Origin of the sequence: uncultured Nitratireductor sp. (assembly GCF_913053745.1) — a bacterium.
GTDB lineage: Bacteria > Pseudomonadota > Alphaproteobacteria > Rhizobiales > Rhizobiaceae > Nitratireductor.
This window is the reverse complement of the sequence record NZ_CAJXGF010000121.1, coordinates 1-13840: the sequence shown is the minus strand read 5'-3', so window position 1 is coordinate 13840 and position 13840 is coordinate 1. Positions and strand designations below refer to the sequence as shown.

The following is a 13840-nucleotide window of genomic DNA, read 5'->3' as shown; positions in this document are numbered from 1 at the left end:
GAAGCGCTTCCGTGGCAAGGTTGGCGTTCGCAATGACGTCAAGAAGGCCGTCGTGACCCTGGTCGATGGCCAGTCGATCGATATTTCGACCGGCCTCTAAGGGACGAGAGACAGAAAAATGGCTCTAAAGACTTACAATCCCACCTCCGAAGGCCGTCGCACCCTGGTGACGACCGACCGCTCGGAACTGTGGAAGGGTGCTCCGGTCAAGACCTTGACCGAGGGCCTCACCAAATCCGGTGGTCGTAACAACCGTGGTCGCATCACTGCGTTCCACCGTGGTGGCGGTCACAAGCGCAGCTATCGCATGATCGACTTCAAGCGCGTGAAGTTCGACGCAGTCGGGACCGTTGAACGTCTCGAGTACGATCCGAACCGCACCGCATGGATTGCGCTGATCAAGTACGAAGACGGTGAGCTTGCCTATATCGTGGCTCCGCAGCGTCTGGGTGCCGGCGACAAGGTGATCTCCTCGCTGAATGGCGCGGACGTCAAGCCTGGCAACACCATGCCGCTCGAACGCATGCCGGTGGGTACCATCGTGCACAATATCGAGCTCAAGCCCCGCAAGGGCGGCCAGGTGGCCCGTTCGGCTGGTGCTTATGCCCAGTATGTGGGTCGCGACCAGGGTTGGGCCATTCTGCGCCTGAACTCGGGTGAGCAGCGTCGTGTGCATGGTTCTTGCCTGGCAACGGTTGGTGCCGTCAGCAATCAGGACCATTCGAACACCTCGATGGGCAAGGCTGGTCGCAATCGCTGGCTGGGCCGCAAGCCCGTCAATCGTGGCGTGACCATGAACCCGGTCGATCACCCGCATGGTGGTGGTGAAGGCCGCACCTCCGGCGGTCGTCACCCGGTGTCGCCCTGGGGTAAGCCCACCAAGGGTATGAAGACCCGGTCGAACAAGTCGACCGACAAGTTCATCATGCGCTCGCGCCATAAGCGCAAGAGCTAAGGAAAGGTAGCGGCAAGTGTCCCGTTCAGTCTGGAAAGGCCCCTTCGTCGACGGCTATCTCCTGAAGAAGGCCGAGAAGGTGCGCGAGAGCGGCCGTAACGAGGTTATCAAGATGTGGAGCCGCCGCTCCACCATCCTGCCCCAGTTCGTGGGTTTGACCTTCGGTGTTTACAACGGCCAGAAGCACATTCCCGTTTCCGTCTCCGAGGAGATGGTCGGTCACAAGTTTGGTGAGTTTGCTCCGTCCCGCACCTATTACGGCCATGGGGCGGACAAGAAGGCAAAGAGGAAATAACGATGGGCAAGGCCAAAGCGCCGCGCAGGCTTGCTGACAACGAGGCCCGTGCCGTACTGCGCACGATCCGAGTCAGCCCGCAGAAGCTGAACCTCGTTGCCGCGATGATCCGCGGCAAGAAGGTGGCGACCGCGCTCGCCGACCTGGAGTTCTCGCGCAAGCGGATCGCCGACACCGTCAAAAAGACGCTGGAATCGGCAATCGCGAATGCGGAGAACAATCACGACCTGGACGTGGATGCGCTGGTCGTGGCCGAAGCCCATGTCGGCAAGTCGATCGTGATGAAGCGGTTCCATGCGCGTGGCCGTGGCCGCGCCAGCCGTATCGAGAAGCCTTTCTCGCACCTGACGATCGTCGTGCGCGAAGTGGAAGAGAAAGTGGAGGCCGCCTGATGGGTCAGAAAATTAATCCGATCGGGTTCCGTCTCGGTATCAACCGCACGTGGGACTCCCGCTGGTACGCCAATGACGGCGAGTATGGCGAACTTCTGCATGAGGATTTCAAGATCCGCAACTATATCGAGAAGGAGCTGAAGCAGGCTGCCATCTCAAAGGTTGTGATCGAGCGTCCCCACAAGAAGTGCCGCGTTACGATTCACTCGGCACGTCCGGGGCTGATCATCGGCAAAAAGGGCGCCGACATCGAGAAGCTGCGTCGCAAGGTCTCGCAGATGACCAATGCGGAGACGCATCTCAATATTGTCGAGGTTCGCAAGCCGGAGATCGATGCTGCTTTGATCGCTCAGTCGATCGCCCAGCAGCTCGAGCGCCGCGTCGCATTCCGCCGCGCCATGAAGCGTGCCGTTCAGTCGGCTATGCGTCTCGGTGCTGAGGGCATCCGCATCAACTGTTCGGGTCGCCTGGGCGGTGCGGAAATCGCCCGCATGGAATGGTACCGTGAGGGCCGTGTTCCGCTGCACACGCTGCGTGCCGACGTTGACTACGGCACCGCCGAGGCAAAAACCGCCTATGGCATTTGCGGCGTCAAGGTCTGGGTATTCAAGGGCGAGATCCTCGAGCACGATCCCATGGCTTCCGAGCGCCGCGCCACCGAGGGCGACCAGGGCGGCAGCAGCAACCGGCGTCGCGAGAACGCTTAGGAATTTTGGAGTAGAGAACGATGCTGCAACCAAAGCGCACAAAGTTCCGCAAGCAGTTCAAGGGCCGTATTCACGGCGCTGCCAAGGGCGGCACGGAACTCAACTTTGGATCCTTCGGTCTGAAGGCTCTTGAGCCGGAGCGCGTGACCGCGCGCCAGATCGAGGCGGCCCGCCGCGCGATCACCCGCTACATGAAGCGTCAGGGCCGCGTTTGGATCCGTATTTTCCCCGATGTTCCGGTCACCTCGAAGCCGACCGAAGTCCGCATGGGTAAGGGCAAGGGTTCGGTCGATTATTGGGCCTGCCGTGTTAAACCCGGCCGCGTGATGTTCGAGATCGACGGTGTGGGCCCGGATATCGCTCGCGAAGCTCTGCGTCTCGGTGCTGCCAAGCTGCCGGTCAAGACGCGTTTCGTGCAGCGTATTGCAGAGTAGGAAAGGCGGACGCTATGAAGGCTGTTGATGTCAGGGCGATGACGCCGGACCAGCTTAACGACGAGCTGGTGAAGCTCAAGAAAGAGCAGTTCAACCTTCGCTTCCAGAAAGCGACGGGTCAGCTCGAAAAAACCGCGCACGTGAAAGAAATCCGTAGGGATATCGCGCGCATCAAGACAATCGCAGCCGAGAAGTCGGCTGCCAGCAAGGCCTGAGGACAGCGAATATGCCGAAGCGCGTTTTGCAGGGCACCGTGGTGAGCGACAAGAACGACAAGACCGTTGTCGTCCGTGTCGAGCGTCGCTTTACCCATCCGATGATGAAGAAGACGGTGCGTATGTCCAAGAAGTACAAGGCGCATGACGAAGAAAATGCGTGCAAGGTCGGCGACCTGGTCATGATCCAGGAGACCGCGCCGATTTCGAAGGACAAGAATTGGGTCGTCCTCAAGGACGCCCAGGTACAGTAAGTATTGAAATTGCCGGAAAGCGGAGTATCTGAACCGCTTTCCATTGAACGAGAAGGCGGCCAGTCATGATTCAGATGCAAACAAACCTCGATGTGGCGGACAATTCCGGCGCCCGTCGTGTCATGTGCATCAAGGTGCTTGGCGGTTCGAAGCGGAAGTATGCCTCCGTGGGCGACATTATCGTCGTCTCCGTGAAAGAGGCCATCCCGCGCGGCCGCGTGAAGAAGGGCGACGTGATGAAGGCGGTTGTTGTGCGTACGGCGAAGGATATTCGCCGCGCCGATGGCAGCGTCATCCGCTTCGACAAGAACGCAGCCGTTCTGGTCGACAACAAGAAAGAGCCCGTCGGAACGCGTATCTTCGGACCGGTCCCGCGCGAGCTTCGCGCCAAGAACCATATGAAGATCATTTCGCTCGCGCCGGAAGTGCTCTAGGAGGCCGGGGATATGCAGAAGATAAAAAAAGGCGACAACGTCGTCGTTCTGGCCGGCAAGGACAAGGGTCGTACCGGCGAAGTGGTGAAGGTGATGCCGAAGGATGACAAGGCGCTCGTGCGCGGTGTCAATCTGGTTCGCCGTCATCAGAAGCAGTCCGCCCAGGCAGAAGGCGGCATCATTACCAAGGAAGCGCCGATTCATCTTTCGAATCTCGCGCTGGCCGATCCGAAAGACGGTAAGCCGACCCGCGTCGGCTTCAAGATTCAGGAAGACGGCAAGAAGGTGCGCGTGGCGAAGCGCTCTGGAGAATTGATCGATGGCTAATGCTCAGTACCAGCCGCGCTGGAAGAAAAAGTATGAGGAGGTGATCCGCAAGGAGCTTCTCGATACTTTCAAGTACGAAAACGAGATGCAGGTGCCGCGCATCGACAAGATCGTCATCAACATGGGTGTTGGCGAAGCGACGGGCGATTCCAAGAAGCCGGCCTCTGCGGCTGAGGATCTTGCGAAGATTTCGGGTCAGAAGCCCGTCATTACCCGCGCTTCCAAGTCGATCGCTGGCTTCAAGGTGCGCGAGGGCATGCCGCTCGGCACCAAAGTCACGCTGCGCAAGGATCGTATGTATGAGTTCCTGGACCGCCTCGTGACGATTGCGCTTCCGCGCGTCCGCGATTTTCGCGGCCTGAACCCGAAGAGCTTTGACGGTCATGGCAACTTCGCTATGGGCCTCAAGGAGCACATCGTGTTCCCCGAGATCAATTACGACCAGGTCGATCAGATTTGGGGAATGGACATCATCGTCTGTACGACTGCCAAAACCGACGACGAAGCGCGGGCCTTGCTCAAGGCCTTCAACTTCCCGTTCCGGCAGTAACGGCAGGCGAGAAGAAGGACAACTTAAATGGCAAAAGTCAGCGCAGTCGAAAAGAACAAGCGTCGGCGCAAGATGGTGGACCGTTACGCGGCGAAGCGTGCGGCTCTCAAGGCGATCATCAAGGATCAGTCCAAGCCGATCGAGGAGCGCTTTCAGGCGCAGCTCAAGCTTGCTGCTCTCCCGCGCAACTCGTCCAAGACGCGTATCCGCAACCGTTGCGATGTCACCGGGCGCCCGCGCGCATATTACCGCAAGCTGAAGATGTCGCGTGTGGCGCTGCGTGAACTGGGCAATAACGGGCTCATTCCGGGCCTGGTCAAGTCGAGCTGGTAAGGGGTAAGAACGATGTCCGTGAATGATCCGCTCGGCGATATGCTGACCCGCATCCGCAATGCCATCGGCCGGAACAAGCCGAAGGTTTCGACGCCGGCTTCCCGTCTTCGCGCCCGTGTGCTCGATGTCCTTAAGTCGGAAGGCTATATCCGCGATTATAGCCAGATCGACTACGATAACGGCAAGTCCGAGATCGAGATCGAGCTGAAATACGCCGAAGGCGGCTCCGTGATCCGCGAGATCGCCCGTGTTTCGAAGCCCGGTCGTCGCGTTTATGTGTCGGTGAAATCCATCCCACAGGTCGCAAACGGGCTTGGCATCGCCATCCTTTCGACGCCCAAGGGCGTGATGGCCGATCACGAAGCGCGCGAACAGAATGTGGGCGGCGAGGTGCTCTGCCAGATCTTCTGATCGGGCAGGGACACACGCAAACAACGAGGACAGACAAATGTCTCGCATTGGCAAAAAGCCGGTCCCGGTGCCGCAGGGTGTAACCGCGCAGGTCGAGGGCCAGACCGTTACGGCCAAAGGGCCGAAGGGCGAACTGAAATTCGTCGTCAACGACGAGGTTCTGGTAAAGCTCGAAGACGACGCTGTCGTTGTCGATCCGCGCGACCAGTCAAAGGACGCGCGCTCCAAATGGGGTATGTCGCGTACCCAGATCGCCAACATCCTCAATGGCGTGAAGGACGGTTTCGAAAAGCGTCTTGAAATCAACGGCGTCGGTTATCGCGCTGCGATGCAGGGCAAGAATCTGCAGCTTTCGCTTGGCTATAGCCACGAAGTGATTTACGAGGCTCCGGAAGGAATCAGCATTACCGTGCCGAAGCCGACCGAGATCGTGATCGCCGGCATCGATAAGCAGGTGGTCGGCCAGGTTGCGGCTGAGATTCGCAAGAAGCGCGGCCCCGAGCCTTATAAGGGCAAGGGCGTCAAATATGCGGACGAGACGATCGTTCGCAAAGAAGGCAAGAAGAAGTAGGAACTCGAACCATGGTCTCGAAAGTCTCCGTCAAGCGGCGTGCGGGACGTGTTCGCCGGAAGCTCAAGGCGGTCTCCAACGATCAGCCCCGTCTTTCGGTCTACCGTTCCTCAAAGAACATTTATGTCCAGGTTATCGACGACGCCAAAGGGCACACGCTCGCCGCGGCTTCGACCCTCGACAAGGATCTCAAGGGCCAGATCAAGACCGGTGCCGATTCGGCTGCTGCCGCAGCGGTTGGCAAGCTGGTCGCCGAACGGGCCAAGAAGGCTGGCGTTGAGGAAGTGGTCTTCGACCGCGGCCCATATCTCTTTCACGGCCGCGTGAAAGCGCTGGCAGATGCTGCCCGCGAGGGTGGCCTGAAGTTCTAAACCGTTCGGGCGTTGTTTCGCAGCGCCCGGACTTTCGTATATCAACCCGTGCTTCCGGAAAAGAACAAGGAAAAGGGCAATGGCACAAGGACGTAGGGACGATCGCCGAGAGCGTGAAGAGCGCGACAGCGAATTCGTCGACAAGCTTGTTCATATCAATCGTGTCGCCAAGGTGGTGAAAGGCGGTCGTCGTTTCGGCTTTGCCGCACTCGTCGTGGTCGGCGACCAGAAGGGCCGCGTCGGCTTTGGTCACGGCAAGGCACGTGAAGTGCCTGAGGCGATCCGTAAGGCGACCGAGAGCGCCAAGCGCGACATGGTTTTCGTTCCGCTGCGTGGCGGTCGTACGCTTCATCACGACGTTGCCGGTCGCCACGGAGCCGGTCGCGTTCTCCTGCGTGCCGCCAAGCCCGGTACCGGCATCATCGCCGGCGGTCCGATGCGTGCCGTTTTCGAGACGCTCGGCGTTCAGGATGTGGTCGCCAAGTCTCTCGGTTCCTCGAACCCTTACAACATGGTTCGTGCGACCTTCGATGCCTTGAAGCATCAGTTGCATCCCAAGGACGTTGCTGCGCAGCGCGGTATTAAGTATTCCACGCTTCAGGCACGCCGCGGGGCTGCTGCGGGCGGCGAGGAATAAGGATCAGGGCTGATCAGTCCGCCTGGGAGCGGGCTTTGATCGCCAGGTTTGCAAGGATTGATGACAATGGCAGAGAAGAAGAAGGGCAAGACGATCACCGTTGAGCAGATCGGTAGCCCCATTCGCCGCCCGGCCAGTCAGCGTCAGACGCTGATCGGTCTTGGTTTGAACAAGATGCATCGTCGCTCCACACTCGAGGACACACCGTCCGTTCGTGGTATGATCGCGGCTGTGCAGCATCTCGTCCGTGTTGTGGACGAGGCCTGAGGATCCCAGGAGCAGAATGATGAAACTGAACGAACTCAGGGACAATGAAGGCGCCACCAAGTCGCGCAAGCGCGTCGGCCGTGGTATCGGCTCGGGCACCGGCAAGACCGGCGGTCGTGGCGTCAAAGGCCAGAAGTCGCGTTCCGGCGTTTCGATCAACGGCTTCGAGGGCGGTCAGATGCCGCTCTACCGTCGTTTGCCAAAACGGGGCTTCAAGAACCTGTTTGGCAGCGACTTTAACGAAGTATCGCTCGGTCGTATCCAGGCCGCGATCGACGCCAAGAAACTTGATGGCAAGGCCGTTATCGATGTGGCGGCTCTGGTGGCTGCGGGCGTTGTGCGTCGGGCCAAGGATGGCGTACGCGTTCTCAGCGATGGCGAGCTTAAGGCAAAGGTGACGCTCGAAGTGGCCGGCGCTTCCAAGGCGGCCGTCGAGAAGATCGAGAAATCCGGCGGTACGGTTAAACTGCTGGAGGCAGCGGCGAAAGCCGAGTAATCCGATCGACAAGCGGCGGGCCACAACCCGCCGCTTGCATCTATGCTTGTGAGAACCTATTTCGGGTTTTCGGCAACGTGCGCCCGTACTGCATTCACAATCTGCGGGGGCATGACGAAGCGGAGAATTCTTCATGGCATCGGCAGCGGAACAGCTTGCGTCTAATCTCAATTTCGCGGCCTTTGCCAAGGCCGAGGACCTCAAGAAGCGCATCTGGTTCACGCTTGGCGCGTTGCTCGTCTACCGGCTCGGCACGTATATTCCGATGCCCGGCATCAATCCCGAAGCTTTCGCGCAGGCCTTCCAGCAGCAATCCGGCGGTGTGCTCGGCATGTTCAACATGTTCGCCGGCGGTGCGGTCGAGCGCATGGCGATCTTCGCCCTCGGCATTATGCCGTATATTTCTGCCTCCATCATCATGCAGCTCATGACGTCGGTTGTACCGTCGCTTGAGCAGTTGAAGAAGGAAGGCGAGCAGGGCCGTAAGGTCATCAATCAGTACACCCGCTATGGAACGGTCATTCTCGCGACGGTTCAGGCCTATGGTATTGCCGTGGGACTGGAAGGCGGCGCGAACATCGTTGCTGACCCGGGCTGGTTCTTCCGGATTTCGGCCGTCATCACACTTGTTGGCGGCACCATGTTCCTGATGTGGCTTGGCGAGCAGATTACCGCCCGCGGCATCGGTAACGGAATCTCGCTGATCATCTTCTCCGGCATTGTCGCCGGCCTGCCGTCGGCAATCGGCGGAACGCTCGAGCTTGGCCGAACCGGCGCCTTGTCTACGGGCTTGATTCTGGCCATCATCGTGCTGGTGATCGCGGTCATCGGTGTGATCGTCTTTTTCGAACGGGCTCAACGTCGTCTTCTGATCCAGTATCCGAAACGCCAGGTGGGCAACCGTATGTTTCAGGGCGATACGTCCCACCTGCCGTTGAAGCTCAACACTGCCGGTGTCATTCCGCCGATTTTTGCCTCTTCGCTTCTGCTTTTGCCGGCCACGGTCGCAGGGTTTTCCGACACGACGCAGCTTCCCGGTTGGGCGTCAACAATGCTTGCCTCGCTCGGCCATGGGCAGCCACTCTTCATGCTTCTTTATGCCGGGCTGATTGCATTCTTCGCCTTCTTTTATACGGCCATCGTATTCAATCCGAAGGACACGGCCGATCAGCTCAAGAAGCATTCGGGTTTCATTCCGGGCTATCGCCCCGGCGAACGGACGGCTGAGTACATTGATTATGTGCTGACGCGCATCACTGTGATCGGCGCGATCTACCTCGTCTTGATCTGTCTTCTGCCCGAGTTCCTGATCTCGGCGACCGGCGTCCCCTTCTATCTCGGTGGTACGTCGCTGCTCATCGTGGTGAGTGTCACGCTCGACACGGTCGCGCAGATGCAAGGCCATCTTATTGCCCATCAATATGAAGGGCTGATCAAGAAATCCAAATTGCGTGGGGGAAAGAGGGGACGATGAGGCTTATACTTCTTGGACCGCCGGGAGCGGGAAAGGGCACGCAAGCCCAGCGGCTGGTCGAGAAGCACGGTGTGCCGCAATTGTCCACGGGGGACATGTTGCGGGCGGCGGTTGCGGCCGGTACCGAAGTCGGCAAGCGCGCCAAGGCCGTTATGGACGCAGGCGAGCTGGTTTCCGACGAGATTGTGAATGCGATCGTTGCCGAACGGATCGGACAGTCGGATTGCGCCAACGGTTTTATCCTCGACGGTTATCCGAGGACGCTCGCTCAGGCCGACGCTGTCGAGGCAATGCTTTCAGAACGTGACCTGAAGTTAGACGCGACCATCGAACTCGTCGTGGACGACGCGGCTCTGGTGGGACGCATCGAAAAGCGCGCTCAGGAGGCGATTGCGGCTGGCCAGACGCCGCGCAAGGACGACAATGCAGATGTGTTCGATGAGCGTTTGCGCGAATACTATAAAAAGACCGCCGCTCTCATCGGCTATTATCACGCCAAAGGCTCGTTGCTGCGTGTCGATGGTATGAAAACCATCGATGAAGTAACCGCCGAGATCGAACAGGTTCTCGCATCGCTCTGATCGGAATTTGGCATTGCTGGCCGCTTGACTATCTTGTGGTTATCCATTAATGCCAGCCAGTCTCCTGATCGAATGAGTCGTTGGTCGGGCCGTTTGGCTCGGCCTCGTCGTTTATAGGAACGTGAATCTCCCGCAAGGGCCGGCCTCCACCGGACGCGGGCAAACGCAGCGCCGGAGTGTCCGGCCCAAATGGAGAAGAAGATGGCCCGTATTGCAGGCGTCAATATTCCGACCAACAAGCGCGTCGTGATTGCGCTTCAGTATATCCACGGCATTGGTCCCAAGACCGCTGCGGATATCGTCAAGCTCGTGAACATTCCGGTCGAGCGTCGCGTCAACGAACTCACGGACGCCGAGATTCTCGCCATCCGTGAGACGATCGATCGTGACCTGCGCGTTGAAGGCGATCTTCGTCGCGAAGTTTCGATGAACATCAAGCGTCTGATGGACCTGGGCTGCTATCGTGGTCTGCGTCACCGTCGTTCGCTCCCGGTTCGCGGTCAGCGCACTCACACCAATGCGCGCACCCGCAAGGGTCCTGCCAAGGCGATTGCCGGCAAGAAGAAGTAAATTGGGTTGGCCGCGCTTTCAGGGAGCGCGGCTTTTCTCAGGTGGAGCCGCTGGTGCTACGGCGGTGTAGAGATCGACTGAAAGGAAAAGTATGGCCAAGGAAGCCGCACGCGTTCGTCGTCGCGAACGTAAGAATATCTCGTCGGGTGTCGCTCACGTCAATTCGAGCTTCAACAACACGATGATCACCATCACCGACGCGCAGGGCAACGCGATTGCCTGGTCGTCAGCTGGCGCGCAGGGCTTCAAGGGCTCGCGTAAGTCCACGCCATTTGCCGCGCAGGTTGCTGCTGAAGATTGCGCCCGCAAGGCTTCTGAGCACGGCATGCGTACGCTTGAGGTCGAGGTTTCCGGTCCCGGTTCGGGGCGTGAATCCGCGCTTCGCGCGCTGCAGGCTGCTGGTTTCACCATTACTTCGATTCGTGATGTGACGCCGATCCCGCACAATGGTTGCCGCCCGCGCAAGAAGCGCCGCGTCTAACAAGAGTTTTGCCGCAAGAGCGTGACGCGCTCCTCTGCGGTTTCCAGAGCGCCCGCCACGAATGGATGGTGGTGGGGTAACGGAAGGAACCCGGAATGATCCAGAAGAATTGGCAAGAACTTATCAAGCCGAACAAGGTCGAGTTTTCGTCCAAGGGCCGCACCGTCACCACCCTGGTGGCCGAGCCGCTCGAGCGTGGCTTCGGTCTGACGCTCGGCAATGCACTGCGTCGTGTGCTTCTGTCGTCGCTTCGCGGCGCGGCCGTGACCGCTGTGCAGATCGACGGCGTGCTGCACGAATTCTCGTCGATCCCCGGCGTGCGTGAAGATGTCACGGACATTGTCCTGAACATCAAGGAAATCGCGCTCTCCATGGAAGGCGAAGGCCCCAAGCGCATGGTTGTGCGCAAGCAGGGACCGGGCGCCGTGACGGCTGGCGACATCCAGACTGTGGGCGATGTGGAAGTTCTCAACCCCGACCATGTGCTTTGCACGCTGGACGAGGGCGCGGAAATCCGCATGGAGTTCACCGTCGACAATGGCAAGGGCTATGTCCCGGCCGACCGCAACCGTGCGGAAGATGCACCGATCGGTCTTATCCCGGTCGACAGCCTCTACTCGCCGGTCAAGAAGGTCTCCTACAAGGTTGAGAACACCCGCGAGGGCCAGGTTCTTGATTACGACAAGCTGACCATGACCCTTGAGACCAACGGTTCGGTTACGGGCGAGGACGCGGTGGCGTTTGCTGCACGCATCCTGCAGGACCAGCTTGCGCTGTTCGTCAATTTCGAGGAGCCGCAGAAGGAGCAGCCCACCGAGCAGGTGGCCGAGCTCGCTTTCAACCCGGCGCTTTTGAAGAAGGTGGACGAGCTGGAGCTTTCGGTTCGCTCTGCAAACTGCCTGAAGAACGACAACATCGTCTATATCGGCGACCTGATCCAGAAGACGGAAGGCGAGATGCTGCGCACGCCGAACTTCGGCCGCAAGTCGCTGAACGAAATCAAGGAAGTGCTGGCGTCCATGGGCCTCCATCTCGGAATGGAAGTCCCGGCATGGCCGCCGGAGAACATCGAAGACCTCGCAAAGCGTTACGAGGATCACTACTGATCGCCGGGCGACCGGCTAACTTTCAAGGAGAAGGCTCATGCGCCACGGAAAATCGGGCCGCAAGCTGAACCGCACTGCCAGCCACCGCAAGGCGATGTTTGCCAACATGGCAGCCTCGCTGATCGAGCATGAGCAGATCGTGACGACGCTGCCCAAGGCCAAGGAAATTCGCCCCATCGTCGAAAAGCTGGTCACGCTCGGGAAGCGCGGCGACCTGCACGCACGCCGCCAGGCGATCGCCGCCATCCGCGACGAGAACCAGGTGCGCAAGCTGTTCGACACGCTGGCCACGCGCTATGCGGACCGCAATGGCGGCTATATCCGTATCATGAAGGCGGGCTTCCGCCATGGTGACAGCGCGCCGATGGCCGTTGTCGAGTTCGTCGACCGCGATGTCGACGCAAAAGGCGCCGCCGACCGTGCGCGCGTCGAAGCCGAGGAGCAAGCTGCCGAAGAAGCAGCTTAAGTCAGGTCCGTACGGACGACCTGAAAAGGGGCCTTTTAAGGCCCCTTTTTTTCGTTATGGTGACGGCGATTCCAAACGATATCGGGGGTGCGCCCATGGCATTCTTCAAGGCTTGCCGAGTGGTTTTGTCGACGCTGCTTATACTTGGAACGGCAGCGCCTCCGGTCTTCGCACAGGATGCCGACCAGTCGGCGGGCGGCATGTTGCGCGACCTGTTCGGCCGCAGCGGCAACCGCGGCGATGAAGCAGGGTCGGGCCGGCGCATACCGCTCTCGCGCAATGAAATGCAGCTTTCCTTTGCTCCGCTGGTCAAGCAAACCGCGCCGGCGGTCGTCAACGTCTATGCAGCGCGCATGGTGCAGCAGCGGCAGTCGCCATTCGCGGGCGATCCGTTCTTCGATTTCTTTTTCGGTCCCGGCTACAACGGTCCCTCGCGGCCGCGCATGGAGCAGTCGCTCGGTTCGGGGGTGATCGTCGATCCGTCAGGCCTGATCGTCACGAACAATCACGTCATTGGAGACGCCGACGAGATCAAGGTCGCACTGGCCGACGGCGAGGAATTCGAGAGCGAGGTGGTGCTGCGCGACGAACGGGTGGATCTCGCTGTCTTGAGGATCAAGGTCGAACGCGAGTTGGACTATCTCGACCTTGCCGACTCCGACGCTGTCGAGACCGGCGACCTCGTGCTCGCCATCGGCAATCCGTTCGGCGTTGGGCAGACGGTGACCTCGGGCATCGTCTCGGCCCTGGCGCGTACGCGGATAGGCGTCTCGGATTTCGGCTTCTTCATCCAGACCGACGCCGCGATCAATCCGGGCAATTCGGGCGGTGCGCTGATCTCCATGTCGGGCAGGCTGATCGGGATCAATACGGCGATCTATTCGCGCTCGGGCGGATCGATCGGCATCGGCTTCGCTATCCCGTCGAACATGGTGCGCGCGGTGATCGATCAGGCGAAAGGCGGCGCCGAGGCATTCGAACGCCCTTATCTCGGTGCGACATTCGAAACGGTGACGCCGCAGATCGCCGAGGGTCTCGGTATGCGCCGTCCCGCCGGCGCGATCGTCACCGAGGTGGTCCGCGGCAGCCCCGCGGACAAGGCGGGCATGCGGCCGGGAGATGTCGTGCTCAGCATCGACGGTCATTCGATCGAACATCCCGATGCGCTTGGATACCGTCTCGAAACCGCCGGTCCGGGTAAAACCGTGACACTCGCGATGCTATCGCGGGGACAACGCGTGGCGCTCGATATCAAACTGGAACGTGCGCCGGAGACCGTGCCGTCGGATGAAAGCCAGATCAGCGGAACCAGCCCGCTGTCCGGCGCGACGGTCGCGAATATTTCGCCACGCATACTCAACCGCCTGAATGTGCGGTTCCGGGGCGAGGGCGTAATCGTGACCGACATCGAGCGGGGATCGACGGCGAACAGGATCGGTTTCCTGCCGGGCGACGTTCTCGTCGCGATCAACGGCCAGCAAATCGGCGACGTCGACGATGTCAAGGCGATCGC

24 protein-coding genes and 1 pseudogene are annotated in these 13840 nt (G+C 59.9%); all 25 read left to right on the top strand.

What is annotated here, in order from left to right; genetic code table 11:
- A pseudogene (locus QZ638_RS17540) lies at positions 1 to 100 on the top strand (50S ribosomal protein L23); the annotation flags it as partial.
- A gap of 18 nt (positions 101 to 118) precedes the next feature.
- Positions 119 to 955 carry a 50S ribosomal protein L2 gene (rplB, locus tag QZ638_RS17535; RefSeq protein ID WP_295813173.1) on the top strand — a complete coding sequence of 279 codons (837 nt, stop codon included), beginning with the start codon at positions 119 to 121 and terminating at the stop codon, positions 953 to 955.
- 16 nt (positions 956 to 971) lie between these two features.
- The gene (rpsS, locus tag QZ638_RS17530) at positions 972 to 1250 is read left to right on the top strand and encodes a 30S ribosomal protein S19 (RefSeq protein ID WP_295813171.1); all 279 of its coding nucleotides are present in this window, start codon (positions 972 to 974) and stop codon (positions 1248 to 1250) included.
- Between the two features lie 2 nt (positions 1251 to 1252).
- Entirely contained in the window at positions 1253 to 1642 is a 390-nt protein-coding gene (rplV, locus tag QZ638_RS17525; RefSeq protein WP_223020758.1) for a 50S ribosomal protein L22, read from the top strand.
- Positions 1642 to 2349, top strand: a complete 708-nt coding sequence (gene rpsC, locus QZ638_RS17520; protein WP_295813167.1) for a 30S ribosomal protein S3 — start codon at positions 1642 to 1644, stop codon at positions 2347 to 2349. The genes rplV and rpsC overlap by 1 nt, the downstream gene beginning before the upstream one ends.
- Before the next feature lie 20 nt (positions 2350 to 2369).
- Positions 2370 to 2783 carry a 50S ribosomal protein L16 gene (rplP, locus tag QZ638_RS17515; RefSeq protein WP_295813165.1) on the top strand — a complete coding sequence of 138 codons (414 nt, stop codon included), beginning with the start codon at positions 2370 to 2372 and terminating at the stop codon, positions 2781 to 2783.
- Positions 2784 to 2797: 14 nt separating this feature from the next.
- Positions 2798 to 2998, top strand: a complete 201-nt coding sequence (gene rpmC / locus QZ638_RS17510) for a 50S ribosomal protein L29 (protein WP_295813163.1) — start codon at positions 2798 to 2800, stop codon at positions 2996 to 2998.
- Positions 2999 to 3009: 11 nt separating this feature from the next.
- Entirely contained in the window at positions 3010 to 3252 is a 243-nt protein-coding gene (gene rpsQ, locus QZ638_RS17505; protein WP_295813162.1) for a 30S ribosomal protein S17, read from the top strand.
- Between the two features lie 65 nt (positions 3253 to 3317).
- The gene (gene rplN, locus QZ638_RS17500) at positions 3318 to 3686 is read left to right on the top strand and encodes a 50S ribosomal protein L14 (protein WP_007009523.1); all 369 of its coding nucleotides are present in this window, start codon (positions 3318 to 3320) and stop codon (positions 3684 to 3686) included.
- Between the two features lie 12 nt (positions 3687 to 3698).
- On the top strand, positions 3699 to 4013 hold the full coding sequence (gene rplX, locus QZ638_RS17495) for a 50S ribosomal protein L24 (RefSeq protein WP_295813160.1): 315 nt from the start codon (positions 3699 to 3701) through the stop codon (positions 4011 to 4013).
- Positions 4006 to 4563, top strand: a complete 558-nt coding sequence (gene rplE / locus QZ638_RS17490; RefSeq protein ID WP_295813158.1) for a 50S ribosomal protein L5 — start codon at positions 4006 to 4008, stop codon at positions 4561 to 4563. Before rplX ends, rplE begins: the two co-directional genes overlap by 8 nt.
- A 27-nt stretch (positions 4564 to 4590) precedes the next feature.
- On the top strand, positions 4591 to 4896 hold the full coding sequence (rpsN, locus tag QZ638_RS17485; protein ID WP_295813156.1) for a 30S ribosomal protein S14: 306 nt from the start codon (positions 4591 to 4593) through the stop codon (positions 4894 to 4896).
- 12 nt (positions 4897 to 4908) lie between these two features.
- Positions 4909 to 5307, top strand: a complete 399-nt coding sequence (gene rpsH / locus QZ638_RS17480) for a 30S ribosomal protein S8 (RefSeq protein ID WP_025030949.1) — start codon at positions 4909 to 4911, stop codon at positions 5305 to 5307.
- A gap of 37 nt (positions 5308 to 5344) precedes the next feature.
- Positions 5345 to 5878 carry a 50S ribosomal protein L6 gene (gene rplF, locus QZ638_RS17475; RefSeq protein WP_295813150.1) on the top strand — a complete coding sequence of 178 codons (534 nt, stop codon included), beginning with the start codon at positions 5345 to 5347 and terminating at the stop codon, positions 5876 to 5878.
- An 11-nt stretch (positions 5879 to 5889) separates the two neighbouring features.
- On the top strand, positions 5890 to 6249 hold the full coding sequence (gene rplR, locus QZ638_RS17470; RefSeq protein WP_295813149.1) for a 50S ribosomal protein L18: 360 nt from the start codon (positions 5890 to 5892) through the stop codon (positions 6247 to 6249).
- A gap of 79 nt (positions 6250 to 6328) precedes the next feature.
- Entirely contained in the window at positions 6329 to 6886 is a 558-nt protein-coding gene (gene rpsE, locus QZ638_RS17465) for a 30S ribosomal protein S5 (protein WP_295813147.1), read from the top strand.
- A gap of 66 nt (positions 6887 to 6952) precedes the next feature.
- A complete protein-coding gene (rpmD, locus tag QZ638_RS17460; RefSeq protein ID WP_295813145.1) occupies positions 6953 to 7153 on the top strand; it encodes a 50S ribosomal protein L30 in 201 nt (66 codons plus the stop codon).
- A 19-nt stretch (positions 7154 to 7172) separates the two neighbouring features.
- Positions 7173 to 7649, top strand: coding sequence for a 50S ribosomal protein L15 (gene rplO, locus QZ638_RS17455; RefSeq protein WP_295813143.1), 477 nt, complete (start codon positions 7173 to 7175; stop codon positions 7647 to 7649).
- A gap of 133 nt (positions 7650 to 7782) precedes the next feature.
- Positions 7783 to 9123 (top strand): preprotein translocase subunit SecY, encoded by a 1341-nt coding sequence (gene secY, locus QZ638_RS17450; RefSeq protein WP_295813142.1) that lies wholly within the window; start codon positions 7783 to 7785, stop codon positions 9121 to 9123.
- Positions 9120 to 9704 carry an adenylate kinase gene (locus QZ638_RS17445; RefSeq protein WP_295813140.1) on the top strand — a complete coding sequence of 195 codons (585 nt, stop codon included), beginning with the start codon at positions 9120 to 9122 and terminating at the stop codon, positions 9702 to 9704. Before secY ends, QZ638_RS17445 begins: the two co-directional genes overlap by 4 nt.
- A gap of 201 nt (positions 9705 to 9905) precedes the next feature.
- Positions 9906 to 10274: a 30S ribosomal protein S13 gene (gene rpsM / locus QZ638_RS17440; RefSeq protein WP_295813138.1), complete on the top strand. Its 369-nt coding sequence runs from the start codon at positions 9906 to 9908 to the stop codon at positions 10272 to 10274.
- Positions 10275 to 10365: 91 nt separating this feature from the next.
- Positions 10366 to 10755: a 30S ribosomal protein S11 gene (gene rpsK, locus QZ638_RS17435; protein ID WP_295813136.1), complete on the top strand. Its 390-nt coding sequence runs from the start codon at positions 10366 to 10368 to the stop codon at positions 10753 to 10755.
- A 95-nt stretch (positions 10756 to 10850) separates the two neighbouring features.
- On the top strand, positions 10851 to 11861 hold the full coding sequence (locus tag QZ638_RS17430; protein ID WP_295813135.1) for a DNA-directed RNA polymerase subunit alpha: 1011 nt from the start codon (positions 10851 to 10853) through the stop codon (positions 11859 to 11861).
- Between the two features lie 37 nt (positions 11862 to 11898).
- Positions 11899 to 12327, top strand: a complete 429-nt coding sequence (gene rplQ / locus QZ638_RS17425; protein WP_295813133.1) for a 50S ribosomal protein L17 — start codon at positions 11899 to 11901, stop codon at positions 12325 to 12327.
- A 200-nt stretch (positions 12328 to 12527) separates the two neighbouring features.
- Positions 12528 to 13840, top strand: a 1313-nt coding sequence (locus QZ638_RS17420) for a Do family serine endopeptidase (RefSeq protein WP_295813175.1), incomplete at its 3' end; no start/stop codon positions are given.